Source organism: Acetobacter pasteurianus subsp. pasteurianus LMG 1262 = NBRC 106471 (assembly GCF_000285275.1).
Lineage (GTDB): Bacteria > Pseudomonadota > Alphaproteobacteria > Acetobacterales > Acetobacteraceae > Acetobacter > Acetobacter pasteurianus.
Genome location: NZ_CADO01000139.1, coordinates 279,518 through 305,074 on the forward strand (window position 1 = coordinate 279,518; position 25,557 = coordinate 305,074).

The following is a 25,557-nucleotide window of genomic DNA, read 5'->3' on the forward strand; positions in this document are numbered from 1 at the left end:
AATGTCTGATACAATGGAAGTAAACCCCGCCGCCCGTCGCCCGGCTGTGGGTGCGCGTCGTCCGTTCTACCGTCGTCGCAAGTCTTGCCCGTTCTCCGGCCCCAACGAGCCGAAGATCGATTATAAAGACGTGCGTCTGCTCAGCCGCTTCCTGTCCGAACGTGGCAAGATCGTGCCGAGCCGCATCACGGCGGTTTCCGCAAAGAAGCAGCGTGAACTGGCACAGGCTATCAAGCGTGCCCGCTTCCTGGCTCTGCTTCCCTACGTTGTAAGCTGAGGGAGCGATCAATGGCTGCTACAGAAGTAATCCTGCTTCAGCGCGTCGAACATCTGGGTCAGATGGGCGATGTGGTGAAGGTACGTCCGGGTTTTGCCCGTAACTATCTGCTGCCACAGGGCAAGGCTATCCGTGCAAACGATGATAACCGTGCCCGTTTTGAGCGTGAACGCGCTCAGCTGGAAGCACAGAACATCAAGCGTCGTGAAGAAGCTGAACGTCTGTCCGAACGGATGGAAGGTCTGGCTGTCATCCTGATCCGTCAGGCTGGCGATAGCGGCAGCCTGTATGGTTCCGTCAGCACGCGCGATGTTGCGCAGGCTGTTACGGAAGCAGGCTTCACCATTTCCCGTCAGCAGGTTTTTCTTGCACACCCCATTAAGTCTTTGGGGCTGTATGAAGTGAAAATTGCGCTGCACCCGGAAGTGGTTGTGCCGGTTATCATCAACGTGGCACGTTCTGAAGAAGAAGCAGAACGTCAGGCACGTGGTGAAGCTGCTTCTCCTGAAGAAGAAGCTGAAATTGCTGGTGATGATGCCGTTGTTGAAGGCGAACTCATTACCGACCCAGCAGAAATTGCTGAAGCAGAAGCTGCACCGGCAGAAGCTAACGCTTAATTTGCCGTTTGCATTTTCATGCGGAAGAAGCCCGGAAAATTCTTTTCCGGGCTTTTTTTTTGCGCGTATGCTGCAATCAATTTTCTGAAGGAGACGCGGCATGAAGCAAGTTCTTGATCGCATTCTGCAACACTTTATCGCAGATGGTCGGTTGCAGGTGCGCTGGCCGGATGGAAGTACAAGCCTTTATAAAGGGCACAATCCCGGCCCTTCAGCAGGCGTGGTCCTGCATAATCAGGCTGCCGTGCGGGCAATGGTGATAAATCCGGGGCTTGGTTTTGGTGAAGCCTATATGGACTCTCACCTCGATCCGCTGGATTGCACACTTTACAATCTGCTGGATGTGTTAATGCTTAATGCCATGCGCCCCGGTGGCCATGTGGCAGAACGTCTGGCATCGGCCCTACGGTATGTGCGCCGTGGGTGGATTCAGTTTAATCCTATCAAGCGTGCGCAGCAGAATGTAGCGCATCATTATGATTTGGATAACCGCCTGTATTCTTTGTTTTTAGATAAAGACTGGCAATATTCCTGCGCTTATTTCCGACATGGCACAGAAACGCTGGATGAGGCGCAAGAGGCCAAAAAGCACCATATTGCAGCCAAACTGTTACTAGATCGGCCGGGTTTGGAAGTGCTGGATATTGGGTGTGGTTGGGGCGGTATGGCCCTTACGCTGGCCAAGGATTACGGCGCTATTGTTACCGGCATCACCCTTTCTCAGGAACAATTGGCTTTTGCACGCCAACGCGCCAAGGATGAGGGGCTAGAGGGGCGCGTACGGTTTGAGTTGCTGGATTACCGCAACCTGCACCGGCAGTTTGACCGTATTGTCTCCGTTGGCATGTTTGAGCATGTGGGTGTTGGGCATTATCGCCAGTTCTTTGATGTTATCAAAAACGCACTTGTGGAAGATGGTGTGGCCCTTGTGCATTCCATTGGCCGCAGTGATGGACCGGGCACAACAAACCCGTGGGTGAACAAATATATTTTCCCCGGTGGGTATTCTCCGGCACTCAGCGAGGTTTTTGCCGCAGTTGAGCCTACTGGCCTGTGGGTGACGGATTGCGAAATCCTGCGCCTGCATTACGCAAAAACCATTGCCATCTGGCGTGAGCGGTTTGAGGCCAAGCGTGCAGAAGCTGTTGCGCTGTATGATGAACGCTTTGCGCGGATGTTTGAATTTTACCTTAACGCCGCTGAACTGGCTTTCCGTGTGCAGGGGCACATGAACTTCCAGCTCCAGCTTTCACGCTCTATTTCTGCTGTACCGTTTACGCGGGATTACATTGCCGCAGCAGAAAAAGAATAAGCCTTTTATTGAGCAGATAGGGCAAAATGCGCGCGTGCCAAGCGGTCAAACTCTGCAACATCCAGAGTTTCCGCGCGGCGCGTGCCATCTATGTCTGCTGCCGCCAAAAGCTTATCACCGTTCAGGCCTTTTAAGGCCCCGCGCAGCATTTTGCGCCGCTGCCCAAAGGCTGCTGCCGTTACCCGCTCCATTGCTTTAAAAAGCGCAGGCTCAGGCTGCTGGGCATGAGGCGTAATGCTGGCAACGGCAGACCATACCGCTGGAGGGGGTGAAAACGCACCCGGCGGCAGCTTCATAACAATCGCACAATCTGCACACCATTGGGCCAGTACAGCCAAGCGCCCGTAATGTTCGCTGTTAGGGGCGGCGCAAATGCGCTCTGCCACTTCCAACTGGAACATGAGTGTTAGCCGTTCCCACGCGTTACCTTGCCGCAGCCAGCCAATAAGCAAAGGGGTGGCCACATTGTAGGGCAGATTGGCAATAATCTGCCGTGGTGCGGGGCACAGTTCTGTAAGGTCACACTTGAGCGCATCGGCTTCCACCACCTTTAGGCGGTTGGGGTAAAAGCCTGCCAGTTCCTGAATAACCAGCACTGCGCGGCTATCAAGCTCCACCGCTGTTACGGATTCTGCCGGGCCGTTCAGCAAAGCGCGTGTTAGCCCGCCGGGGCCGGGGCCAACTTCTACAACGTGGCGGCCTTTCAGGTTGCCTGCCAGTGTTGCAATACGTTCTGTTACACCCGGATCAAGCAGAAAGTGCTGGCCAAGGGCTTTGCGTGCATCCAGCCCGTGCCGATGGATAACATCGCGCAGGCTCTCCAGTGGGGCAGACAGGGCCTTATACCCCCTTCAGCTTGATGTGCTTGTCAATAATAGCGCGACGGTGCAGGTCACTATCCAACTGGCGGGCAGCCTGTTCCACACGTTCATTCATCAACTGGTCAGCAATTTCGCTGGGTGAGCGGTTGGAAAAGTTCTTTTCCTTTTTGGTGCACACCATCAGCAGATCGATCCCATCGCGCGAGACCAGAGGGCGCGAGACCTTGCCTTCGGGCAGATCGGCCAGCAGAGACTGCATTTGAGGGTTCAGGCGTTCCAGCGGCATTTCACCCGGATCTGTGGGGCGCTTTTCACCTTCGGCCTTGTTAAGGGCCTCCATTTCCGTGCAGCTATGGGTGTTCTGGATAACCTGCATGGCCTTTTGCAGCGTAGATTCCTGCTGTGGCGTAATGTGCTGCGGGTCTAGCGGTGTATCAAAGGAAAGGAACACCTGCCGAATGGTAATCAGGTGGCCCATTTCGTGCCCGATAACACGCTTGCCATTAAGGGTGATGATAACATACCCGCCCGGCACCTTGATGGGGTTGGAAATAGCCCCAACGCCCACAGGCATCTGCCGCACCACCTGAACCACTGCGGGGTCAAGCTCATCTTCCTGCACCCAGCCCATGGACCCACCATCCAGCGCTGTCTGACTTTGAGAAAACTGAGCTGCCACAATGGGGAAGGGCGCACCCTTACGCAGTTCCTGAATAACGGTGTTGGTGAAATCCAGCTCTTCCTGATCGTGCCGGGGATCTTCAACTTTTACAAAAATTTCGGCCAGTTCGTATTCCGTACGGCCTTCTTCACGCTTGAGCGCAGCCTGACGCTGGGCAATATCCTGCGCAGATACGCGAGAGCGCGCGCCCAGTTCCTGCCGGAGCACCTGAATCCAGCCAATCTGCACCCGGATCTGATCGATCAACGTGGTGAGGGATACGCCATCTTGCGCCAGATGCTCACGCAATGTGCCTTCGGGCATGCCGTTGCGCCGCTCAATATTGGTAATGGCGCCTGCAATCTGTTCCGGCGGCACGTTGATATGGCGGCTGAGAATTTCCTGCGTGCGCAGGCGTTCATCAATAAGCTGGCGGATAATCTGGGGCCGTAGCCGTGCCATCAGGTCAGGCGTAAGGGGCAGGCCGGTAGAAAGGGCAAACAGTTTGCCGCGGTTATCAACATCGCGCTTGGTCAGCGGAATACTGTTGATAACAGCCAGAATCATGTCATCCGGTTCTGGCTGGGCAGGTGTTGCTGTTTGCTGCGTTGCCGCGCTGGAGGTGTGCCGTGTTGCTGCCTGCGCATACGGTGCGCCAGCAATGGCGGGAACAGTAAGCGCGGCAAGGGAACAACAGGCCAGTGCAAGGGAACGCAGGCGCATACGGAACAGTCTTTCAGCTTTCTGCCAGATCGGGAACTCTGTTCCCTGATACCGGAGCGCGAGGCATTTTTGAAGCAGTTCTTACTTAAGGCCGAAAGACCCAAGCGTTTTCAGGCTAAGGGTGAACAGGAAGGTGGAGTTACGCTGCTGCCCACCAATGGTGGTGTACTGCTTGAGATACATGAAATCGAGGCCGAAGCAGTCATTCGTATATCCGATATCCCCACCCAGAGAGACAAATTCACGACGGGAGAGGCTGCGGCGTGCAAAGCCGGAAAGATGCCAGTTATCCCAATCGGAAGAGAAGCCGCCGCTGATTTCGTTTGTGCGTACGGTGTACAGCTGGTTGGGGTTATAGGAACGATAGTTGGTGGCGAAGTAGTAATAGGGTGTCACCGGCTCATACACATACCCGCCACGGATACGGAAATGCGGCACCCCGGCGCTGAACAGGGCATCACCAAAGTTGAACTTGCCGGTGTAGGGGTCAAGCCGCATGCGGGCGTTGAAGTCAAAATACTCGTTGGGCGAAACGCGGGCGCGCGCCACAATATCCGAGGCATGATGGTCTAGCCCAGAATAGGGCAGGCGGTCATGCTCGATATGTTCCTGGAAGCTTTCACCGGCCAGAAGGTCAACTTCGTGGCCATCCCATGTCCAGTTGGCATGCACCCCAATGTTGCCGCGCAGGCCGCCATCCAGCCTGTCTGTGCCCTGATAGCGGTTGAGCGAGAACAGCGTTGAATCCGTAAATTCATAGGCCATACTGTCTTCGTTCGGGATCAGATCATTAGATCCCATACCCGTATTGGGGGCGTAAATGGCCTGCACAATGGGTTCTATCAGCTGCGTGCCACGGCCATGTTCAAAGCTGCGGACAAACGGCCAGTTTGTTTTTAACGCAATGGTTGGCAGAACCTGCCCGCTTACAACTGTACGGGCTGTTTTGTAGTAGTTGGGCTGCTGGTACAGCTTGCGGGCGCGGTAGACCATGGAATCAAGCCGCAATGTCAGCAGGAATTGCTGCCCTTGGCGGGAACGCCACAGCCTATCCCAATTCAGCTGCAATTCACCGCGTTGATCGGCAGACCCGTTTTCACGATACACGTAAAAATCGGTGGTGTTTACGCTGGTGCGGCCGCCCAACGCATCTGGCTGGCCAACAAAGCTATACGTATAACGCGGCAGCGCCCACGGCAGATCGGTGTTGTGAATGACACCTTTGTTCAAGCCCTGATAGTACTGCCCATCAATGCGGGAGTAAGAACCTGTGCCAAAGCCTTCAATATAGGCGTTGGAGTTCAGGGTATCAGACCCATAACCCTGCACACGGTAATCGCGCATATAGTCAGCAGAGGTGGCCAGATTGATGTTGGCGCCAGCACGCCAGTGCTTGTCTATGGAGAACTGGCCGCGCGCAAACAGATAGCCCTGTACACCATGGTTGCCGCCACGGCCCACATCATCACCAAAGCCGTTGGTGTAGCTGTTACTGCGGTGCGTATCGTAAGCCAGACCACCCTGAATGTTGATTTTGCCGAAGTTAAAGAAGTTGCGATACTGCGCGCTGATCTGAGGCCCTGTTTTGGTGGAGAACAGGCCCTGCACGGTCAGGTCAGATTGATCATCAATCACCCAGTAATACGGGATGGTGAAATACGTGCCCAAGTAACGGTCATGTGGCGTAATGCCGGGCATAAGGAACCCGCTGTGCCGCTTGGCTGAAGGATCCGTCATGGAGAAATAGGGCAGGTAGATTACCGGAATGCCCAAGATATCCAGATAGGCATCACGGAAGTCGATCTTCTGGTGTTCCAGATCCTGCGTGGCGTCATAGGCGCGGAACTGCCAGAAGGGCGCGCGAGTTTTATCTTTTTCGCAAATTTCGCAGGCCGTATAAACGGCGCGGCTCATCACGTTAATCTTGCCTGCAGTGCGGCGCAGGCCATTGGCTGCCAGTTTGGCGTTGTCCTGCATGGTGGCATTCACGTGCATCATGATGCCATCCTTCATGCCGCCCGAAAGCTCGGCATAATGGGTGTACAGCACGGAGCCATCTGGCTGAATGGTGGCTACATTTCCGCGCGCGGCCATAACGCCGGTATCGCGGTCATATACAATGCGGTCTGCTCGCAGCACATGGTCGCCCTGCCAGACCTGGACATTGCCAGTCCAGGTAACGGTGTGCTCAACATCGTTATAGTCAACCTTGTCGGCCTGAAAGGTTGCCGGTTCATCGGGAGATGTCGGGCGGCCGGTATCAAGATGCATCACCTGCGGGCGGAACTGCGCGTGCGCATGTTTGGGCAGGCTGAAAAGAAGGCACGCGGCCATGCTCCCCAATGCGGTGGCCGCACTGAGGGTGGAACGACGGCGCAGCAAAGGGCTGCGGAAAGGCCGGCGGGCCACGGTCAATCAGCCATCCTCCAAATGAAGCAGCAACGAAACAGCCAGACACAACCCAGCCAGCGTAGGCGCCCATGCAGCCAGCATTGGAGGAAGTGCCCCCGAATTACCGAACTGCTCTGCAACCTTGGATACGGTGAAAAGCAGAAAACCCGCCGCAACGCCAGACCCGATCATGCGGGCAACGCCTCCGCGCCGTGATGGACGCATGGAAAAACCCGCCGCAACCAGTGCCATTGTGCCTGCCAGCATAGGCAATGCCAGCAGGGATTGAAAATGAATACGATGCCGAATGGATGAGAAACCAGAGCGATCAAGCAGGGAAATAAAGCCCGGCAGCGCCCAGACAGAAAGCGTTTCGGGGGAGGAAAAACTTTCCTGCACACGGTTAACCGTTAAATCTGTGGGCAGATCAATCTGGCCAACGTGGTGCAGCAAATCATTTGGCCGCACGACCGAGGCATCACTTAAAATCCATTTCAATGTTCCCAGATAGCCCTCTGGGGCTTCGATTCGCATCATCAGCTTGTCCTGATGATCAAGACGGAACACGCTCACATTACGGATACGGAGCAACCCATCCTTAAGCTGCACGCCACGCGCATGCAGCATGGCCACGCCGTGCGGATCGTACTGGCTATCTGATTGCCGCAACCATAAGGACCCACTGGAGAGGCTAAGTGGCCCACCGCCGGTACGCAGATATTGCTGATCCAGTTCTTCCGCCCGGCGGTACATGGATGAAGATACTGGGGAAATCAGGGTGGTGAAAACAGCGCCAATCAGCATGGCGCAGGCCACCGGGGCGGTTAGAAACTGCCATGCGGAAATGCCAGCCGCACGTGCCACAATCAGTTCGGAAGAACGGGTCAGGCGCCAGAAGCACACAATCCCGCCCAGCAGCATGCCAAAAGGCAGAATTTCCGTGGCAAAATAAGGCACATGCAGCGCTGCAATTTCTGTCACCACATTGGTGGAAACATCTGGCTTGGTGGCCACGCGGCGCAACAGGTCAATAAAGTCAAACAGGCAGACAATACCGGTAAGGGAGGCAATCATTGCCACAACAGAAAACACAAACTGCCGCGCGATATAGCGGGAGAGGGTAACGGCAACAATCATCAGGCCGGAAGCCCCTTCAGTTGTGTGTCAGGCGGGCAGAGGCGCGGTCTGCCAGCATTTCCGGAATGAACAGTATGCCTGCGCATATCAGCCCCGGCAGTAATGCCACAAGCGGAATAAGCGGGATAAGGGCCATGTTTCGGCTGGCCAGATTTTGCAGCAACAGGTTGATGGCCAATAGCCCCACAACTGTCAGCACCGCGGCAAGGGGCCGCTTGATATTGCCGTAGCGGGAAAAAGCCCCGCGCAGCACGGCAACCAGCCCCACCATGGCAAAGGAAAAGCAGGTAAGGGGGGATGTCAGGCGGCGCCAGCCTTCTACCTTGAACTTGCCGGTATCGCGTTCAGAAACCTGCTGCGGATCTGGGTGCAGCAGTTCCCCCAAAGACATTTCAGCAGCATCCCGAAAGCGGGCGTCTTCCTGATGTGCGGAAGACAAATCCATGGAATCCTGCTTGAAAACCAGCATGTTCAGGCGGCCTGTCTTATGGTCGATCACCTGTCTGGAACCATCATACAGGATCACGCGTGGGGTATCATTCACGATCATCATGGACCCATGATTGGCCAGAATTGTGGCCTGATTACCCGGTTGCCGATCATCTTCCACCATAATGCCGTGCAGCGTGCCATCGTGGCTGCGAGAGCGGATATAGACCGTCATGGCATCCGAAACCTTGGTGAACACACCTTCTTGCAGCATGAAGGCAGCCATCTTGTTGCGGATATCAAATTCGTATTGCCGGAAGGCATGGTAGGATGTGGGAACAATCCACAAATTCAGCAAAAAGCCCATAATGGTGGCCATAAGCGCGCAGCCAAGCCCCGCCCTTGCCAGTGCGAACTGTGAAAGGCCCGCTGCCTGCATAACAGTAAGCTCACGGTCTCCCGCCAGCCGCTGATAGACAAACAGGCTCACCACAAAAGTGGTAATAGGCAGCACCACAGCTACAAAGGAGGGGATGAGCAGGCTGGTGAGTTCAATGAACACGCGCAGCGAAAGCCCTCTATCCACAACCAGAGAGACAAAGCGCAAAGACTGCATAAGCCAGATGAGCGCGGCCAACCCCCCGGTGGTTGCCAGCAGTGCCACCAGAAGCTGGTGGAACACATACCTGTCCAGCGTGAGGAAACGCGATTTCAGCCAAGACTGAAGTGAACGGACGGTCATACGTCTGTTATCTACTTCACCTGTGCGGGAGGCAACAGCCTTATCATGCATAAAGCAGGTGGAGGCATGTTGCTCCGGCGCGGTTTTTCTTGAAAAGTGACAGTTTTATTGGCGCAAACTCTCAAAATTCTGCGTTTTCTTTTTTCGGTTTCCGCAGAATTTCTAGAATAGAAGAATCACACCACCAGCAGCCGTGTTGTCGCTTTCCTTGTAGGGGCCGTGGGCGGCAGACGATGTATGTGTGTATTCGCCCACCAGATTCAGCCAGTCTGTCAGCTTGTAAAAGACAGCGCCAACTTCAGATTGGTTGCGCCGCACAAGGGTAGGGCTGTTTTCGCCCGGAGCCTGGTACAGATTACTCACACCGTAACTGCCCACCAGCTTAAGCCTTTTGGTCACGTGGTAGGCGCCCTGCACGTAATACCCTTCGGATGCGCGTTTGCGGCCATTTTGCCCAACGCCATCAAAGAACAGCCCGGTGGTGCCCAGCCCGCTGCCGCGATAGTAGTAGGCCACACCTTCAAGCGGCCCATAGGTAACCTTGGTGCCGATATCGCCCGCTTCGGCCATGGCGCCTTTGCGGCTGTCTGTATTCAGCAACGTGCTTTGCAGACCCTGCTGATGCTGGATCAGGAAGCTGGCCCAGATGCGTGTCTGCACCTCGCCAACCTTGAAATCATACGTAACCTTGCCCTGCACCATGGGGGAAGAGTGATGCTCGGAAGAGGCAGACAGATCGCCCCCGGCAAAATTGAACTCATCCAGCGGCTGGAAAATACCAACGGTGCCCTGAAAGCCGTGGATTGTAGGTGAGGCATAGGAAATCTGCGGAATCCAGTCTGCATACACATAGCCGACACCAATACGGCCCAGAGATGTGTTGCCCGGAGCAGCGTTGTTGCCAGAGGCACCTACGCTTAGCAGTGTTGCATCATTCAGGATAGCGTCGGAGCCAAACAGTGCCAGATCACGCCCGACCTTGAACGTGCCGATATTCTTGTTGCCAAATGTGACGTAAACCTGACGAAGGTCGATACCAGCAGTGCCAAGCCCAACGGGGCTGCCGCCTGTGTTGGCGTTAAAGGCCCCGTTCTTGGCGTTATCAATGCCCGGATACATGCCCAGAACAGCAGAAATATCCATGCCGCGCTGTACGGTGCTCAGCTTGAGCACAAAGCCAGCGGGCAGCAGGCCGTTACGCACGGCGGAAGAATCAAACCCGCTGGAACCGGTAGAAACACCCCCCGCTACAGCTTGGCCGCCAGCGGGGCTGTTATAGGTGTAAAACCCGTTCACAAAGCCAGAAAGGTTGATGTTGATGGGGCCTGCCATAAAGGTAAGGCCTTTGCCGGGCACGTATTTTGCCACGCGCACCACATCGTTGCCTTTAAGGGATTTGGCAGCTTCTTCAGCCGAGCGTGCACTGGCTTCTGCGCGTTCTGCTGCACTTTCGGCCCGCATACCGGAATCTTCTGCGCCGGGGTCAAACTTAATGCCGGGTTCGTATTCATCACCCCCCGCACCGTGTCCGGCATGGGCCACCATGCGGTGCCGCGTGCCTGCCGCTGCCGTGCGGCCAGAGCCCGAACCACCTCTCCCGCCGGAAGATGCACGCTCGGTTTGTGCCGGGGCGGAGTGACGCACGTGCTTGGCAAGGAGTGTATCGTATTCATGCTTGGTCAGGCTGCCTTTGGCGCGCAGCACGTCCAGCAGATCGCTGTAATCATCGGCTAGAGCAGCTTTTGGCAGCATGGCAGGCGAACCAGCAACCGATGCGGCCATAACCGTGGCAACCAGCGCCTTTTTTCCCGATGCCATAAAACTTGCTCCCCTAAAAACCTGCTCTCTCTTACTGTGGATCAGACTTCCTGCCGTCAATACGGCGTAAAAAGGCAGCAGATGTGTGAGCTAAGGGGAAAGGATGCAGCAAAACCGAATGCATTGGTAGAAATTTCCCGACCATGCGCTGCTGCGTGAACGGGAAAACGTATTGGTTTCATAACGGAGTGGAATAAATAATAATTTTTAATATCAAGGAATTATAAGTTGATTCTCTGTGTTGGAAGCAGAGCGGAAAACAGTATGAATTAAAAATGACGTAAGCAGTTTTGGCTATAAAATGCTATACACACAGCACAAAAAGTGAAGAAAAGTGCACTTACAAAAGTTCCCACCATCACGGAATTTTTATTGTTATAACAATAATTTACATCACCTCCTGTCTCTGTTTTCGAGTGGTGGCGCAAAAGGGTGCAGGAATTCTTCCGTAATTGCAGTACCTTGCATCATGCTTTGCCATTATGCCGCCGTGTTCGCGCTGCACAGCACATTTTGGTGTCCTGAATTCAAACTTAGCCGGGCAGGGCGTGTTGTTCTGCCAAATCAGTAACGAAAGCAAACACGGTGTCGGCGGAAAAAGAAAAACACAGTCAGGCTTTGCCTCAAGGCGCTCAGCAGCAAGCTGTTTCTGCTCAGCCTGTCATAACTGTGCCGGATGAGGAGTTACCGCACTATGCCGGGCGGCCCGTAGCCTTTCTGCTGCGTTACATGCGGCACCGGCCTGTAGGGCATGCGTTGGTGTTTGGCTCCGTAGGGCTGGCCATTGGCTGCATTGTGCTTTCATCCAACGGTATCCGCCGCTTGGTGGACCTTATGACAGGCACATCCCCTACGGGGGATGTTATGGCCGTATGGTCTGCTGTTGGGGTGTTGATCGGCCTGATTGTAGCAGACAATATCTCCTGGCGTATTGCCGGGTGGTTTGCTGCCCGCACTTTTGTGGCGGTTACGGGGGATATCCGGCAGGATCTGTTCCGTTTTCTAACAGGCCATTCTCCGGCTTATTTTGCAGACCGCATGCCCACATCCCTTGCTGCGCGTATCGCCACTGCTGGCAATGTAAGCTTCACCATAGAAAACCTGCTGGCATGGAGCGTGCTGCCCCCTAGCTTGAATGTTCTGCTTTCTGTTGCGCTGATGTTGTCTGTCAGCACCATTATGGGCAGCGTAACGGTGGTTTTGGCCATAGGTCTGTGTTTTCTCATGTTTCGTCTGGCTGTAAGGGGCCGCAAGTTGCATGGAGATTACGCAGCCGCAGCCGCCGGGCTGGAAGGTGAAACACTGGATGTAATGGGCAACATCGCGCTGGTGCGGGCCTTTGGTATGCGCAACCGTGAGCGTGAACGGTTTAATGCCCTGACTCAACGGGAAATGGGCGAACGCCTGAAATCTCTGCGCTATATGGAAAAGCTGCGCATGATCCATGCGTTGTTAACAGCTGTGCTCACCACGGGTTTGCTTATCTGGGCTGTGTTGCTGTGGCAATGGCAGCAGGCAACCGTGGGGCAGGTGGTCATGATTATCACGCTGGGCTTTGCCATTCTGCACGGCACGCGGGATCTGGCTTTGTCTATGGTGGAAACCATCCAGCATAATGCCCGGCTTTCCGAAGTTCTTTCCTCGCTGCTGGTGCCACATGATATGCCAGATGCCGAAAACGCCGTGCCGATGAAAGGCCCTGTGCTGGGTGATGTGCAGTTTCGGGACGTGGTGTTTGCGTATCCGGGTGGTGCTGCGGTGCTGGACCATTTCAACCTGCATATTCAGGCAGGCACCCGTGTGGGGCTGGTGGGGCGTTCGGGATCTGGCAAAAGCACGGTGTTGGCCCTGTTGCAGCGCATGCGCTTTGTGCAGTCTGGCAGTGTGCTGATAGACGGGCAGGATATTCGTGATCTTACAGAAGATGCGCTGCGGGCCTGCCTTTCCATTGTCCCGCAGGATGTTTCCCTATTGCATCGCTCTGTGATGGAAAACATCCGCTACGGTAGGCCAGATGCTACGGATGCAGAGGTGCGTGCCGCCGCAGCGGCAGCCGGATGTGCTGCATTTATTGAGGAACTGTCTGAAGGGTTTGATACCATTGTGGGGGACAGGGGCGTAAAGCTCTCTGGTGGGCAGCGCCAACGTATTGCCATTGCACGTGCTTTTTTACGCAATGCCCCCATTCTTATTTTGGATGAAGCCACCAGTGCGCTGGATACGGAAAGTGAACAACACGTACAGCAAGCACTGGATAGGTTGATGGTTGGACGCACGGTTATTGCTGTAGCGCACCGGCTTTCCACCTTACAAAATTTTGACAGAATCGTTGTGATGCAGGAAGGCAGGATTATCGAGGATGGTTCTCCTGCACAGCTTGAACAGCAGGATGGCCCTTACAGACAGTTTCTTAACAGGCAGATGACACACGCATAATGATAACCACACAAACACCACAGGCGTGGACCAACCTGCGACCCGAAGGGCGGGGCGAGGCGCGAGGAGCCCTTGCTGCCTACGCTTACCAGCAGATACGTGACAGGCTGATTTACTGCCATTATCAAGGTGGTGAGCGCTTGGTTTTACGCCCGCTTGCAGCTTCCTTGGGGTTGAGCCCAACCCCGGTGCGTGAGGCGTTGTTGCGCTTGGTTTCAGAGCAGGCGCTGGAACTGGATGAACGCAATACGGCCCGTGTACCCACCACCACGCGTACGCTGTTTTTGGAAATTCATGGCGTGCGGGGAGATCTGGAAGGGCGCATCACCCGAGATCTGGCTGCGCATATTACCCCCGAACAAATTGCGGTGCTGCGAGAAAAGCATCGGGATTTCATTGTAGCCTATGAAAATGCAGATCCACACGCCACGGCTGTGGCCAACGCCATTTTCCACAGTACGGCAGCTGGTTTTTCCCGCCTGTTGTTTACGGTGGGGATTATCCGTGGGCTATGGGCGCGTATGGGGCCAATTTATGCGGCAGCTAACAGTTTGCCTACACTTAGTCCGGCAGATCCCAACCACCCACATTTGCAAATTCTGGCCGCGTTTGAAAAGCGGGATGTAGATGCCGCAACAGATGCCTTGCAGCGTGATTTTCTACAAGCCAGAGAATGGCTGGAGCCTTTGCTGCCAGAAGAACAGCCTGTAACAATTTGAAATTGAAATAAAAATATACAAGCCTGCCACGCCGTTAAGATGGGGCAGGCTTGTATATTTATGTGTGGGCAAGCAGCCCTACACAAGAGCTAGACCATCAGGCCGGTTTGGTTTTGCCGCCAGCCGAAGGTTTGCCCGCTGCAGCATTTTTGGCCTTGTCTGCTTTGTCAGACAGACCGGGTACTTCCACATCAATTTCCAGCATGGAACAATGTGCCCCACGGTCCAGCTTGATCTGAACCTTGTCCTGATCCACTGCAACGTGCCGCTTGATAACTTCCATGATCTCGCGGTGCAGCTGAGCCAGCAAGTCATCCTTGCCGTCACCCACACTGATGCGTTCATGCGCCAGCAAAATCTGCAACCGGTCCCGCGCAACGGGAGCGGAGGAGCGGCGCTTAAAGAGGTTGGAGAGGAAGGTCATGAGACTCTCCGTTTGAACAGCCAGTCAAACAGGCCTTTGCGTTCAGTTGGAATGGTAACTTCCACTTTTTCGCCCAACAGGCGGCGCGCTGCTTCTGCATAGGCGCGGGCCGGGGCGCTTTCCGGTTCAGCAATGGTAACAGGGGCACCCACGTTAGATGCTTTCAGAACATCCGGGCTTTCTGGAATAATGCCAAGCAGTGGAATGGAAAGAATTTCAAGCACGTCATCCGTTGCCAGCATGTCACCGCGTGCGGCGCGCTGGGGGTCATAACGTGTCAGCAGCAGGTGTTTCTCAATTTTCTTGCCGCTTTTGGCTTTTTCCGTTGTGCTGTCCAGCATGCCAATCATGCGGTCACTGTCTCGCACAGAGGAGACTTCCGGGTTGGTGACAATAACAGCCATATCTGCATGGTGCATGGCCATTTGTGCGCCGCGTTCAATACCTGCGGGGCTATCACAGATCACCCAGTCAAACTTTTTGCGGAGTTCTTCAATAACCTTGGCAACGCCCTCTGTTGTCAGGGCATCTTTGTCACGCGTCTGGGAGGCTGGCAGAAGGGAGAGGGTATCAATCCGCTTATCCTTGATAAGCGCCTGTGCCAGATTGGCGTCACCCTGAATAACGTTAATCAGGTCAAACACCACGCGGCGTTCCGCCCCCATAACCAGATCAAGGTTACGCAGCCCGACGTCAAAATCTACCAGCACAACTTTCTGGCCGGTTTTGGCCAGTGCGGCTCCCAAGGCTGCGGAAGTTGTGGTTTTACCCACACCACCTTTGCCTGACGTGACGACCAGAACCTTTGCCATCAGTATTCCTTTTTATATCTCTGCGGGATCATCAGGATTGAAGCCATGATGACCTTGTATGGCGATAACATGATAAGCTGCATCTAAAAAGAAAACTGCCAATATCCATTTGGTGTTAGTTTTCTTTTTCTTTACGTTTTTTAGGGCAGCGGACGGAACAAAAGGGCTTCCCCCGAAAGCAGAACCTGCGCGGGCTTTTCTGTGCAGGCGGGGTCCATTTCCTCCGCCGTGGCATAGAATCCATCTATGGCAACAAGCTCGGCTGCCAGATTGCGGGTATAAATCCGGGCATTGCCGTGCCCGCCAATGCCAGCAATGGCCCGCCCGCGCAGGGCGCCATAAACATGGATAGACCCGCCAGCAGAAACTTCTGCTCCAGAGGCCACAGCCCCCAGAATAACCACATCGCCATCTGGCCAGACAATGTGCTGGCCGGAGCGCACGGGGTCTTCTATCAGCAGGGTTGTGGGTTCTGGCGGGCCTTCGGGTTCTTCTTCCGGCGCGGTAATGGGGCCGGAGGAACGGCCACCTACCGGGCTTTCTGGCCATTCCCAATCAGCCACGGCTGGCCATGAGCAATCACCGTTTTCTATGCCCAGCACGCGTACGCCGCGTTCTTTAAGCGCTGGCAGCAGAAAGGCAAGGTTAGGTGTATCGGCCTGCATCATGCTCAGATCAAGAATAACGGGCTTGCCAGCAAAAAAGCCAACAGACCGCGTGATCTGATGATCCAGCGCCACCAGCCAATCTTCCAGCGGGGCTTCCGGCGTGAGGGTGAGCGCCAGAAAAGAGCGCCCGGACATACGGATACGGGGGAGTGGGGGATGTGTGCCGGACAAGAACAGCCGCTCTCGAAATAAAGATCAGGAATAACAGATGCACAGGATAATGGCGTTACAGTGCAGTTGGGAAGTGTCTGTTACGCATTGGATGCATGAAGGCAAGGGGATGGTGGGAATTTGATGTGCTTTCATGCTGTTTTCCCTCTGGCGCTGAGGCAGGCAATGGCATAAATCATCGGGTATGCGTACCCTCTTTCATTTTCCCCTCTCTCCTGCCAGCCGTACTGTTCGGCTTGTACTGGCGGAAAAGCGCCTGCCGTTTGAGGCCATTATTGAACGGGCATGGGAACACCGGCCCGAATTTCTGGCCATGAACCCAGCAGGTGATGTGCCGGTTCTGGTGGAAGATAACGGGCTGATTGTGCCGGATTCGTATGTGATCTGCGAATATCTGGAAGAAGCATATTCCGATACGCCGCTGCTGGGGCGTACGCTGGCAGAACGTGTGGAAGTGCGCCGTGTGATGGCGTGGTTTGATACGCTGTTTGCGCGCGAAGTTTCTGGCCGGTTTATTGATGAACGGGTGATGAAGCGCCTGAGCGGTCGCGGTAACCCCGATGGCACTGCGCTGCGTGAGGCCTATGCCGCCATGCGCCCGCTTATGAAATACGTGAACGATCTGGCAGAAAACCGGAACTGGCTTGCAGGTAATTTTCTGTCTCTGGCAGATTTTACGGCAGCCGGGCATCTGTCCTGCCTGGATTTTATTGGAGATATTGACTGGAGCAAGGTGCCTGCCGTGCGCGATTGGTACGCACGCATGAAGTCTCGCCCCTGTTTCCGTCCGCTTCTGGCTGATCGGGTTTCTGGCATAACGCCGCCTGAATATTACACCAACCTGGATTTCTGATCTTTTGAAACACCAAACGGCGTGGCACGCGCCAGATGTGCTGGTTATTGGCGGCGGGGCCGCAGGGCTTATGGCCGCCATAACGGCAGGCCAGCGCGGGTGCAGCGTTGTTGTGGTGGAACACGGGCCGGAGGTGGGGCGCAAAATCCTTATTTCCGGCGGTGGGCGCTGTAATTTCACCAATACGGAAATGCGAGCAGATCGGTTTTTGTCTGCCAACCGGCATTTCGTAAAATCAGCACTCAGCCGCTATAAGCCAGAAGATTTTCTGGCTCTGTTGGCCAAACATTCCATTGCATGGCACGAGAAAAAGCTGGGCCAGCTTTTTTGCGATCATTCAGCGCGGGATATTGTGTCCATGCTGTTGGCGGAATGTGCGGCAGCGGGTGTGCGTATTCTTACAGACACACGTATTCGCCACGTCAGCCGCTCTGGTGATGCTTTCCGGGTAGATAGCTCTGCTGGTGAGTTTCAGCCAAAGGCCGTTATTTTGGCCTCAGGTGGGCTTTCTATTCCCAAATTGGGGGCCAGCAGCTTTGCGTATGATGTGGCCCGGCAGTTTGATGTGCCCGTTATCAAACCAGAACCCGCGCTTGTTCCGCTAGTGTTTGATCAGCCTCAGGATGGTTGGTTGAAAACACTGGCAGGTGTTTCTCTGCCCGTGCGTGTGAGCTGTGGCAAAACAGCGTTTGATGAGGCCTTGCTGTTCACGCATCGGGGGCTTTCTGGCCCGGCCTTGTTGCAGATTTCCTCCTATTGGCAGGCGGGGCAGGCCGTAAAGGTGGATATGCTGCCGGGGCAGGATTTGGCAGCATTGTTGATGGGGCTGAAAAAAGCTGGTTCAAAAGCCAAGGCCCCAGCAGCTTTGGCCCGATGGTTGCCCCAGCGTTTGGCTGCGGCCTTGGCGGCGCAAAAGGCATCTGATCGGCCTATGGCAGAATGGGCAGATAAAGATGTTCAGGCCTTGGCGCAGCGTGCGCAGAACATGCAGCTTTACCCTACAGGCACAGAAGGCTTTGCCAAGGCAGAGGTAACGCGTGGTGGGGTGGATACGTGTGCACTGTCTTCCCGTACCATGCAGGTAGAAGCTGTGCCCGGCCTGTTTATGGTGGGTGAGGCTGTGGATGTTACGGGCTGGCTTGGTGGCTATAACTTCCACTGGGCATGGGCCAGCGGCCACGCTGCGGGGGAAGCCGCAGCGCAGTTTCGTGCCATATAGGTTTTAGCTTTTTGCAATCTTAATTTCGGCGGCCAGCTCCAGAGCGCGTGTGTAAACAGTGCGCTTTGGCAAGCCCGCTGCCGTTGCTGCCAGTGCTGCGGCATCTTTAACAGAATGTGTTTCCAGCAGGCTGCGCAGGGTGGTGTCCAGATCATCTTCAGATGTCTGCTCCGGCTCGGCTGGGCCAAGCAATACGGTTATTTCTCCGCGTGGCGGGGTGGTGGCGTAAAAAGCGGCCAGTTCACCTACGGTATCGCGCCGCACTTCCTCAAACTTCTTGGTCAGTTCCCGCGCTACGGCACAAGGGCGGGTGGGACCAAAAATTTCTGCCATATCGGCCAGAGTTTCAGCCAGCCTGTGCGGGGCTTCGTGCCAGATCAGGGTGGCGCTCAGGCCAGCACGCTCAGCTGCATGCAGCTTGGCAAAGCTTTCCTTACGGGCTGATGAGCGCGGAGGCGGAAAGCCAATAAACATGAACGGATGCGGTGGCAGGCCAGAAAGCACAAGCGCTGTAAGTGCCGCGTTAGGGCCGGGCACGACCGTAACCGGCACGTTGGCTTCTATGGCGGCCCGTACAAGGCGAAAGCCGGGGTCTGATAACAGGGGCATACCTGCATCAGAAACCAGTGCAATATTGGCACCATCCTGCAGGCGGGCAATCAGGCCGGGAATACGCTGGCGCTCATTGTGCTCATGCAAGGCTTCTGTGCGGGCAGAAATACTGCGTTCCGTCAGCAGCCGGGCTGTAGTGCGCGTATCTTCGCACAGAATCAGATCAGCACTGGCAAGGGCTTCGGCGCCACGTGGGCTGAAGTCCCCCAAATTGCCAATGGGTGTGGCAACCAGCGTAAGGCCGGGGGAAGAAGGCGCATGACTTGGCGGCTTTCCTTCGCTATGGAGGGGAGAAGTCCGGTCGCGGTGTTCATCAGGCCGGTTGTTTGTGGAGGACGATCTTGATGATGACGCGTGCATGTTCGCTCCTGTCTGGACTTGCCAGCCAAGGTCTGGCGGGAAAACAGACATGGCGCAAGGCCGGTCTGGCTGCGTTGGGCATAACGGGCATGGCTTTGGCTGGCTGTGCAGACCAATCTCCCTCTGCTGGCGGTGGGGTTCCCAAGCCTGTTGGTAGCCATAAAATTGGGGTTTTATTGCCTCTGAGCGGGCCAAACGCCGGGTTGGGGCATGAATTGCTGGCAGGTGCACAGCTTGCAGTCGGCACAAATGCATCAACAGACCCAACCGGGCTACAGTTGGATGTGCATGACACAGCCGCAGCCGGTGGCGCATCTGGTGCAGCCACTGCCGCAGTAAGTGCCGGAGATGGCCTGCTGCTTGGCCCGCTCACCAGTGGTGATACCGCAGTGGCCGCCCCAGCCGCACAATCAGCCGGTATTCCGGTGCTGGCGTTTACCAGCGATATTTCGCAAGCCCGTTCTGGTGTGTGGATTATGGGTATCACGCCGGAAGATCAGGTGCAGCGGCTGGTAGAACAGGCGCGGCAGGATGGGCGGCGCAAGTTTGCAGCACTTTTGCCCAACAATCCGCTGGGCCATGCTTTGGGTAATGGTTTGCAGTCTGCTTGCCATGATCAGGGTCTGGCAGCGCCTACCATTGTGTATCACTCCGGTACGGCGGCCAGCATTTCGCAGAGCCTGCGTGATATTTCCAATTACGATACGCGCCTGCAGGCGGCTAAGGGTAGCAGCAGTGAGCCTGCTCCTTACACGCCAGATGCCACCACGGCAGATGCAGATGCCGCCAAAACGGCAGACAAGCTGCCTTCCAATCTGGCGGCTGCATTGGGCACGGATGGTAGCTCCCCCGCGCCAACAGATGCCCTCAAGGCGGATACTCCCAAGCTGGAAGCACCACCTTTTGATGCGTTGCTGCTGGGAGATACCGGCCTGAACCTGCGAAACGTGATTGTGGCGTTGAACGAAACCCAGATCAATCTGCCATCCGTGCGGATTATGGGGCCGGGCCTGTGGGCTGCGTTTGCTACCAAATTGGGGGCCATTAAAGGCGCATGGTATGCCGCGCCAGATCCTTCATCCCGTCAGGCTTTTGTAACGCGCTTTATGGCGGTTAACCACCATATGCCCAAGCCATTGGCTGATTTGTCTTACGATGCAGCCAATGTGGCTAAAACCGTGGCGCAGAGCGGAGTTTCTGGCTATCCGGCAAATGCACTTACACGGCCGGATGGGTTTTCTGGTGTAAATGGTCCGTTCACGCTGCTGCCTGATGGGCGCGTGCGCCGCGCTTTGGGTGTGTTTGAAGTGATTGGTGGTGGTAGCCCTGCCAAAATGCAGAGCGCTCCAGCAAAGGCCAGCGCAATATCTGGCTAATCTGGGTGTATTTGCAATAAATGCTCAAAAGGGCTGCCTGATGTATTTTCAGGCAGCCCTTTTTACTTGTGATGTATGAAAAATTATTTCTTGTGCTGTGCCAGAATAGTTAAAACCTCGGCAACACGTTCCACCACATCATCCCACTTCCGCGGGGTTGTTTGGCGGATAATCTGCAAGGTGGGGTACCACGGGCTATCTGTGCGCCCGTTCAGCCAGCGCCAGCAGTTATCATACCGGTCCATCAGCAAAACCGGTTTGCCCAAGCCACCAGCCAGATGCACCACAGAGGTATCTACCGTAACCACCACATCAAGAGACATGATGAAGGCTGCGGTATCATCCATATTGTGGAAGTGGTGTGTGGGGTCGTACAGCACCATGTTGGGTGGTGGGTCATTCATCTGCTCGGCATAGGGGCCTTTTTGCAAGCTGATGAGATTGACGCCTTCTACATTTCCCAAGGGTGAGAGCGTATGCAGGTTTAAAGAACGCCTGCGATCTACAATATGGGCGGAAATGGTATTGGGCCGTGGTGCGCCACCCCATACCAGCCCCACATTCAGATTATCATTTTCAGGCAGGAACTGTGCCAGTTCGCGCATTTTTAGGGTGTCTGCGCGCAAATAGGGCACAGGTGCGCCCATGGCATCCGGCGTAGCAGAAAAAACGCGCGGCAGGCTAATAAACGGGCAGTGCCAATCAAACGGTGGCGTGGTGCCGCCAACCTGCACAATTTGTGCGCCAATAACTCGCTTGGAAAGTTCGCTGAGCGTTTCAGGCACCCATAGATGGGGAATGGCCCCCCGATCTGAAAGTGGCTTGATATAACGCAGATACATTAAGGTATCGCCAAGCCCTTCTTCCTGCGTAATCAGAATACGCTTGCCCCGAATATCCGTATTCGGCCCAAGCGAAGGCATAAGAGTGCTTGGCGGTAGGCTGGTATGGCCGGGCAGGCGCAGGCGCCATTCATGTTCTGCCCAACCCTGTGCATAACGCCCGGCTTTAAGCAGCGTGATGGAGTGGTTTAGGCGGATTTGCGGTTCCGTAGGGCGGAGGGAGATAGCCCGGCGGTAGTAATCCAGTGCTTCATCCAAACGCCCTTTTCCTGCCAGTATACATCCGATGTTGGAGAGCGTGCCGGCATGATCTGGCTGCGTTTCCAAAACACTTTGCAGATGTTCCAAGGATTCATCAAAACAGCCTTTTTCAAGCAGAGCCATCGCCAACAGGTTGTGGGAGTGCATGCTGTTAGGCCGCAGTGTAATGGCTTGGTGTAGCAGGCTAATGGCTTCATCAAACTGCCCATATTGCACCAGCAGATTGCCCAGAATCTCATAGATACGGGCATCCTGCGGTGTTCGCTTAAGAGCAGCACGGCAAGTGGCTTCTGCCAGAGGGCGTTTATTCAGCTCCGCCATCAGGTCACTCAGTGCCTGTAATGGATGTTCCGTGCCCGCATGGCGGGAGGCAATATCACACAGAATTTCTGCGGCTTCTTCTGGCTGGCCAATTCCGGCAAGGCAATAGGCGTACAGGGTTTTGGCCAGATCATTCTCGCTGGTGCTGAACGGCTCCAGAACAGCACGCATTTCATTGAAATGGCCCATAATAATTTCTGCACGTGCGCGCCGCAACGTCAGTTGATCGGGCAGGGGAGGGGCAGAAGCAGCAGGAGTATTCATGATGGCATTAAGTATCGTTCAAAACAGATGAATGAATAACATAAGGCAGGATATGCGGAGGCAAGAAAAAACCCGACACGATAGTGTATCATGCCGGGCGATGAACCTGAATGTATAAAGTAACGGAATATAAAAGGTTCAGGCAGCTTTCATAACTGCTGTCAGGGATTCCAGAACTTCAGTCGGGTCTTTATTTTCCAAAACGGCCACTTCGGCCACAAAACGTTCCTGTGCAGCTTCAAACAGCTTGCGTTCGCTAAAGCTGCCATCCAAACTATCAACATTGCGGCGCAGATCACGCAGCACTTCAGCAATCTGGACCAGATCACCCGAGTTGATTTTTTCCTGATAAGCTACGGCGCGGCGGGCCCACATGCCTTTGCTGACATGCGGCTTGCCCTTGATAATGGCCATGGCCTTATCCACAATCTCGCGCGAGACAATTTTGCGCAGGCCAGCCTTACGGGCCTTGCTGAGCGGGATGCGCAGTGTCATCTGGTTGCCGGGGAAGGAAATCTGGATCACTTCCAGCTTCGTTCCGGCAATTTCATCAACCCCTATCCGGTCTACCCGCCCCACGCCATGGGCGGCATAGACAATGGCATCGCCTTCCTCAAAAGGATCTTCATCCTTTACTTTTGTTTTTGCCTGGGCTGCCGTAGCAGCTGCAGCGGTGCGTGCCATGGCGTCTGTCACGCCGCCTTTAGGAGGTGCTCTGAACGTGTTCATAGCGATAGCTTATAGCATAAAACCGCAGCGTTGTCTTGTAAAAGAGAAAACTGCGGTTCTGCTATTCAGTATTGTACGCCGTTTACAGCGCCAAGTGGTGGGGCTGTTGGGTCTCCGGTAGGCTGGGTGACATCAATTTCAATATTTCGTGCCATTGTTGCCATGGGCAGCGCGTGCGGTGTGCCAGAAAAAGGTTCCTGCAGGTCATTCGCACTTTTATCCAGCACCAAAAACAGACACCCCACTAGCGATGACCCCAGCGGGGTAATCCATTCCAGTGTCTGCACCATAGAAAGGGGCAGTACGATGCAAAAGATGTTCACCAATGTGCGTGGCAAAGCCGAAAACTGCATGGGCAAAGGTGTGTTGCGAATACGTTCCAACCCACCTTGAGCGTTGGCGATATCGGACAAAATGCGGTCAATCTGCCCGTGCACTGCGCCATCAATGCCCTTTTTATTCACTTCCTCCGTAACACCCAGCCCAATCTGATACAAAATGGCGTTGGGTTTGTTCCGGTAATTAACAATGGCATCCTGCATATAAGGTGGCAGCAGGCGTTGAATATCGGCCGAAGCATCTTCCTTTCCCAAAGCCATGCGCAGGGCATGGGGGTAGGCGGCAATGGCGTACATCAGATCATGCCGGTCTCCCAGTAATGTGCCAGCCTGTCGGCCAAAGGAGCGGCAGTTGTTGGTAATGGCCCCCCACAATGTGCGGGCTTCCCACCAGCGGGCATAGGCGCTGTTGCTGCGGAACCCCATAAACAATGCCAGTGCAGACCCGATAAGAGAAACCGGCAGGCTGGGCTGTTCCATCCATTCCTGATGGAACACCTGAAAAAGCACAACTACAATTAAATCCCACCCTGCCATCAGCAGGATAACACCTAGAATTTCTTTCCCGATAATGCGTAGCCCGACCCTTTGGTCAACAATCATTCACAAATCTCCGCGTGTCAGAAAAGCGTTCTTGCCTGAACCTATATCAACATGGCACGAAAAAAGGAGTTTCTTAACAATACATATATTTATTTCATATTTTTCAGCGTGATTGCGGATTTTTGAAGGGATCAGGAGGGTGGAGATGACAACACAACCAACCGGCTTGAAGCTGCGTGAAGAGCATCTGTGCCACGGTGGCAAGATACAGTTTTACGAGCATTTTTCTCATACTCTTGCGCTTCCAGCCCGGTTTGGTGTGTTCCTGCCGCCAGCAGCCTGTGCCGGGCAAAAGGTGCCTGTTGTGTATGCACTGGCTGGCCTAACCTGCACGGAAGAAACATTCCTTATCAAATCCACAGCATTGGCAGAGGCAGCACGTTTGGGGCTGGCATTGGTGGCGCCGGATACATCACCACGTGGTGCCGGTGTGCCGGAAGAAGATAAGGATTGGGATTTAGGCACGGGTGCCGGTTTTTATCTGGATGCCACGCGGCAGCCTTGGAGCACACATTACCGCATGGGCAGTTACATTGCGCAGGAACTGCCAGAAATTGTAGAGCAAGCCTTACCCTTAGATAGCGCACGGCGTGGCATTATGGGCCATTCCATGGGTGGGCATGGGGCGCTGATACATGGTTTGCGCGCACCAACATTCTGGAAATCCATATCGGCTTTTGCGCCCATAGTGCATCCAGCGGCTGTGCCGTGGGGGAAAAAGGTATTTACTGCGTATCTGGGGCCAGATCAGGCTGCTTGGCGCGCGTATGATGCAGTGTGCTTGTTAGAAGATGGCCACAAACACCCCAATACCATTCTGGTTGACCAAGGTGAGGCTGACCAGTTTTTGCAACGCGAACTTCAGCCTTGGCACCTGCAGCAGGCAGCGGAACAGGTTGGGCAAAAGCTGAACCTACGCCAGCACGCTGGGTATGATCATTCCTATTGGTTTGTGCAAAGCTTTGTGGCCGACCATTTGCGCCACCATGCAGCAAACCTAAAAGCAGGCTGAACTTTTTCAGGAGTGGAGGGCGCGGCTAAGGCTGGGAGAGGTAAATCCCCCTAGCGCGCCCAGCCATTTAAGATACTCCAAAGCCAGAAGCCGCAAAGAGGAGCGGCGCAGAGGGTGTTCCATGGCAGGTGGCAACACTGGATAAGGATACAGAGTCACATCCGGCAAGGTGCGGCTGAGTTCCAGCAAGGCGCGGCGCATGTGATAACTGGCGGTTACAACGATAAGCGATGTTATGTGGTTATCTGCAACCCAAACGGCTGTTTCTGTGGCGTTGCCAATGGTGGAGCGGGCCTGATAGCCCAGAGTAATGCGCTCCGCCAAAGCCGGAGGGGCGGTGGGTGGTAAAAGCTCACCCAGTGTGGTTTGGGTATCTACTCCTGAAATCAGCAGTTTCTCGCCCTGATTGCGCGCCAGCAGATTAAGCGATGTATCAATGCGACCTGCGCCACCTGTAAGTGCAACAATGCCATCGGCATGGGGCAAATAGCCCGGTGGGCGCAGGGCATCGTTTACAAACCAGCCAAACCCACCCGCAAAGGCAAAGCAGGCCAGTAAGATCAGCCGGAATGAAAGCCGTATAAAAAGCATGATCGGGCCAGAAGGGCG

Annotated in this window: 23 protein-coding genes; 9 read left to right on the forward strand and 14 right to left on the reverse strand. The window is 54.9% G+C overall.

Features of this window, described 5'->3' with window-relative positions; all coding sequences use genetic code 11:
• Window position 1: 1 nt before the first annotated feature.
• The 3 genes from rpsR to APA10_RS13230 all read left to right on the forward strand — a co-directional run bounded on the left by rpsR (window position 2) and on the right by APA10_RS13230 (window position 2,206).
• Window positions 2-277 carry a 30S ribosomal protein S18 gene (gene rpsR, locus APA10_RS13220; protein ID WP_003628175.1) on the forward strand — a complete coding sequence of 92 codons (276 nt, stop codon included), beginning with the start codon at window positions 2-4 and terminating at the stop codon, window positions 275-277.
• A gap of 11 nt (window positions 278-288) precedes the next feature.
• Window positions 289-894: a 50S ribosomal protein L9 gene (rplI, locus tag APA10_RS13225; protein WP_003622838.1), complete on the forward strand. Its 606-nt coding sequence runs from the start codon at window positions 289-291 to the stop codon at window positions 892-894.
• Between the two features lie 100 nt (window positions 895-994).
• Window positions 995-2,206, forward strand: a complete 1,212-nt coding sequence (locus tag APA10_RS13230) for an SAM-dependent methyltransferase (protein WP_003628174.1) — start codon at window positions 995-997, stop codon at window positions 2,204-2,206.
• A 5-nt stretch (window positions 2,207-2,211) separates the two neighbouring features.
• On the opposite strand, the gene rsmA is transcribed toward APA10_RS13230, so the two are convergent.
• From rsmA to APA10_RS13260, 6 genes are all read right to left on the reverse strand, one after another.
• Complete coding sequence (gene rsmA, locus APA10_RS13235) at window positions 2,212-3,042, reverse strand: 16S rRNA (adenine(1518)-N(6)/adenine(1519)-N(6))-dimethyltransferase RsmA (RefSeq protein WP_035362074.1); 831 nt, start codon at window positions 3,040-3,042, stop codon at window positions 2,212-2,214.
• A 4-nt stretch (window positions 3,043-3,046) separates the two neighbouring features.
• Complete coding sequence (locus APA10_RS13240; protein ID WP_003622844.1) at window positions 3,047-4,411, reverse strand: peptidylprolyl isomerase; 1,365 nt, start codon at window positions 4,409-4,411, stop codon at window positions 3,047-3,049.
• A gap of 81 nt (window positions 4,412-4,492) precedes the next feature.
• Complete coding sequence (locus tag APA10_RS13245; RefSeq protein WP_003622847.1) at window positions 4,493-6,820, reverse strand: LPS-assembly protein LptD; 2,328 nt, start codon at window positions 6,818-6,820, stop codon at window positions 4,493-4,495.
• 6 nt (window positions 6,821-6,826) lie between these two features.
• Complete coding sequence (gene lptG, locus APA10_RS13250; RefSeq protein WP_003622848.1) at window positions 6,827-7,939, reverse strand: LPS export ABC transporter permease LptG; 1,113 nt, start codon at window positions 7,937-7,939, stop codon at window positions 6,827-6,829.
• Window positions 7,940-7,955: 16 nt separating this feature from the next.
• The gene (gene lptF, locus APA10_RS13255; protein WP_035367812.1) at window positions 7,956-9,161 is read right to left on the reverse strand and encodes an LPS export ABC transporter permease LptF; all 1,206 of its coding nucleotides are present in this window, start codon (window positions 9,159-9,161) and stop codon (window positions 7,956-7,958) included.
• Between the two features lie 111 nt (window positions 9,162-9,272).
• The gene (locus tag APA10_RS13260; RefSeq protein ID WP_003622850.1) at window positions 9,273-10,928 is read right to left on the reverse strand and encodes a hypothetical protein; all 1,656 of its coding nucleotides are present in this window, start codon (window positions 10,926-10,928) and stop codon (window positions 9,273-9,275) included.
• Window positions 10,929-11,513: 585 nt separating this feature from the next.
• Between APA10_RS13260 and APA10_RS13265 the strand changes: the two genes are divergently transcribed.
• Together APA10_RS13265 and APA10_RS13270 are read left to right on the forward strand one after the other, a co-directional pair.
• The gene (locus tag APA10_RS13265) at window positions 11,514-13,364 is read left to right on the forward strand and encodes an ABC transporter ATP-binding protein (RefSeq protein WP_003628168.1); all 1,851 of its coding nucleotides are present in this window, start codon (window positions 11,514-11,516) and stop codon (window positions 13,362-13,364) included.
• Entirely contained in the window at window positions 13,364-14,083 is a 720-nt protein-coding gene (locus tag APA10_RS13270; RefSeq protein ID WP_003622853.1) for a GntR family transcriptional regulator, read from the forward strand. The genes APA10_RS13265 and APA10_RS13270 overlap by 1 nt, the downstream gene beginning before the upstream one ends.
• Window positions 14,084-14,180: 97 nt before the next feature.
• Here the strand turns inward: APA10_RS13270 and minE are convergent, their stop codons facing one another.
• From minE to minC, 3 genes are all read right to left on the reverse strand, one after another.
• Window positions 14,181-14,507 (reverse strand): cell division topological specificity factor MinE, encoded by a 327-nt coding sequence (gene minE, locus APA10_RS13275; protein WP_003628167.1) that lies wholly within the window; start codon window positions 14,505-14,507, stop codon window positions 14,181-14,183.
• Window positions 14,504-15,319 (reverse strand): septum site-determining protein MinD, encoded by an 816-nt coding sequence (minD, locus tag APA10_RS13280; RefSeq protein ID WP_003622855.1) that lies wholly within the window; start codon window positions 15,317-15,319, stop codon window positions 14,504-14,506. Before minD ends, minE begins: the two co-directional genes overlap by 4 nt.
• Window positions 15,320-15,459: 140 nt before the next feature.
• Window positions 15,460-16,158, reverse strand: a complete 699-nt coding sequence (gene minC / locus APA10_RS13285; RefSeq protein WP_035365435.1) for a septum site-determining protein MinC — start codon at window positions 16,156-16,158, stop codon at window positions 15,460-15,462.
• Window positions 16,159-16,342: 184 nt separating this feature from the next.
• Between minC and APA10_RS13290 the strand changes: the two genes are divergently transcribed.
• Window positions 16,343-17,011, forward strand: coding sequence for a glutathione S-transferase family protein (locus APA10_RS13290; protein WP_003628165.1), 669 nt, complete (start codon window positions 16,343-16,345; stop codon window positions 17,009-17,011).
• A 4-nt stretch (window positions 17,012-17,015) separates the two neighbouring features.
• On the forward strand, window positions 17,016-18,230 hold the full coding sequence (locus APA10_RS13295) for a BaiN/RdsA family NAD(P)/FAD-dependent oxidoreductase (RefSeq protein WP_003628164.1): 1,215 nt from the start codon (window positions 17,016-17,018) through the stop codon (window positions 18,228-18,230).
• Between the two features lie 3 nt (window positions 18,231-18,233).
• Here APA10_RS13295 and rsmI read toward each other — a convergent pair whose 3' ends face one another.
• Entirely contained in the window at window positions 18,234-19,202 is a 969-nt protein-coding gene (gene rsmI, locus APA10_RS13300; RefSeq protein WP_003628163.1) for a 16S rRNA (cytidine(1402)-2'-O)-methyltransferase, read from the reverse strand.
• Between rsmI and APA10_RS13305 the strand changes: the two genes are divergently transcribed.
• Window positions 19,190-20,578: a penicillin-binding protein activator gene (locus APA10_RS13305; protein ID WP_003628162.1), complete on the forward strand. Its 1,389-nt coding sequence runs from the start codon at window positions 19,190-19,192 to the stop codon at window positions 20,576-20,578. The genes rsmI and APA10_RS13305 overlap by 13 nt on opposite strands.
• 83 nt (window positions 20,579-20,661) lie before the next feature.
• Here APA10_RS13305 and APA10_RS13310 read toward each other — a convergent pair whose 3' ends face one another.
• The 3 genes from APA10_RS13310 to APA10_RS13320 all read right to left on the reverse strand — a co-directional run bounded on the left by APA10_RS13310 (window position 20,662) and on the right by APA10_RS13320 (window position 23,936).
• Window positions 20,662-22,266 (reverse strand): tetratricopeptide repeat protein, encoded by a 1,605-nt coding sequence (locus APA10_RS13310; RefSeq protein WP_003628159.1) that lies wholly within the window; start codon window positions 22,264-22,266, stop codon window positions 20,662-20,664.
• Window positions 22,267-22,404: 138 nt separating this feature from the next.
• Window positions 22,405-22,995 (reverse strand): CarD family transcriptional regulator, encoded by a 591-nt coding sequence (locus tag APA10_RS13315; protein WP_003622862.1) that lies wholly within the window; start codon window positions 22,993-22,995, stop codon window positions 22,405-22,407.
• Between the two features lie 65 nt (window positions 22,996-23,060).
• Complete coding sequence (locus tag APA10_RS13320) at window positions 23,061-23,936, reverse strand: bestrophin family protein (RefSeq protein WP_003622863.1); 876 nt, start codon at window positions 23,934-23,936, stop codon at window positions 23,061-23,063.
• A gap of 145 nt (window positions 23,937-24,081) precedes the next feature.
• Between APA10_RS13320 and fghA the strand changes: the two genes are divergently transcribed.
• Window positions 24,082-24,948 (forward strand): S-formylglutathione hydrolase, encoded by an 867-nt coding sequence (fghA, locus tag APA10_RS13325; protein WP_003628155.1) that lies wholly within the window; start codon window positions 24,082-24,084, stop codon window positions 24,946-24,948.
• A 6-nt stretch (window positions 24,949-24,954) separates the two neighbouring features.
• On the opposite strand, the gene APA10_RS13330 is transcribed toward fghA, so the two are convergent.
• Window positions 24,955-25,539 carry a YdcF family protein gene (locus APA10_RS13330; protein WP_003622867.1) on the reverse strand — a complete coding sequence of 195 codons (585 nt, stop codon included), beginning with the start codon at window positions 25,537-25,539 and terminating at the stop codon, window positions 24,955-24,957.
• Window positions 25,540-25,557: the final 18 nt, after the last annotated feature.

Coding starts and splice junctions, on each gene's coding strand:
- rpsR (WP_003628175.1), top strand. CDS start 2: ATGTCTGATACAATGGAAGTAAACCCCGCCGCCCGTCGCCCGGCTGTG.
- APA10_RS13230 (WP_003628174.1), top strand. CDS start 995: ATGAAGCAAGTTCTTGATCGCATTCTGCAACACTTTATCGCAGATGGT.
- lptF (WP_035367812.1), bottom strand. CDS start 9,161: ATGCATGATAAGGCTGTTGCCTCCCGCACAGGTGAAGTAGATAACAGA.
- APA10_RS13240 (WP_003622844.1), bottom strand. CDS start 4,411: ATGCGCCTGCGTTCCCTTGCACTGGCCTGTTGTTCCCTTGCCGCGCTT.
- minE (WP_003628167.1), bottom strand. CDS start 14,507: ATGACCTTCCTCTCCAACCTCTTTAAGCGCCGCTCCTCCGCTCCCGTT.
- APA10_RS13320 (WP_003622863.1), bottom strand. CDS start 23,936: ATGATTGTTGACCAAAGGGTCGGGCTACGCATTATCGGGAAAGAAATT.
- fghA (WP_003628155.1), top strand. CDS start 24,082: ATGACAACACAACCAACCGGCTTGAAGCTGCGTGAAGAGCATCTGTGC.
- minD (WP_003622855.1), bottom strand. CDS start 15,319: ATGGCAAAGGTTCTGGTCGTCACGTCAGGCAAAGGTGGTGTGGGTAAA.
- APA10_RS13305 (WP_003628162.1), top strand. CDS start 19,190: ATGACGCGTGCATGTTCGCTCCTGTCTGGACTTGCCAGCCAAGGTCTG.
- APA10_RS13330 (WP_003622867.1), bottom strand. CDS start 25,539: ATGCTTTTTATACGGCTTTCATTCCGGCTGATCTTACTGGCCTGCTTT.
- rsmI (WP_003628163.1), bottom strand. CDS start 19,202: ATGCACGCGTCATCATCAAGATCGTCCTCCACAAACAACCGGCCTGAT.
- APA10_RS13290 (WP_003628165.1), top strand. CDS start 16,343: ATGCGTACCCTCTTTCATTTTCCCCTCTCTCCTGCCAGCCGTACTGTT.
- APA10_RS13270 (WP_003622853.1), top strand. CDS start 13,364: ATGATAACCACACAAACACCACAGGCGTGGACCAACCTGCGACCCGAA.
- lptG (WP_003622848.1), bottom strand. CDS start 7,939: ATGATTGTTGCCGTTACCCTCTCCCGCTATATCGCGCGGCAGTTTGTG.
- APA10_RS13310 (WP_003628159.1), bottom strand. CDS start 22,266: ATGAATACTCCTGCTGCTTCTGCCCCTCCCCTGCCCGATCAACTGACG.
- APA10_RS13315 (WP_003622862.1), bottom strand. CDS start 22,995: ATGAACACGTTCAGAGCACCTCCTAAAGGCGGCGTGACAGACGCCATG.
- APA10_RS13260 (WP_003622850.1), bottom strand. CDS start 10,928: ATGGCATCGGGAAAAAAGGCGCTGGTTGCCACGGTTATGGCCGCATCG.
- rplI (WP_003622838.1), top strand. CDS start 289: ATGGCTGCTACAGAAGTAATCCTGCTTCAGCGCGTCGAACATCTGGGT.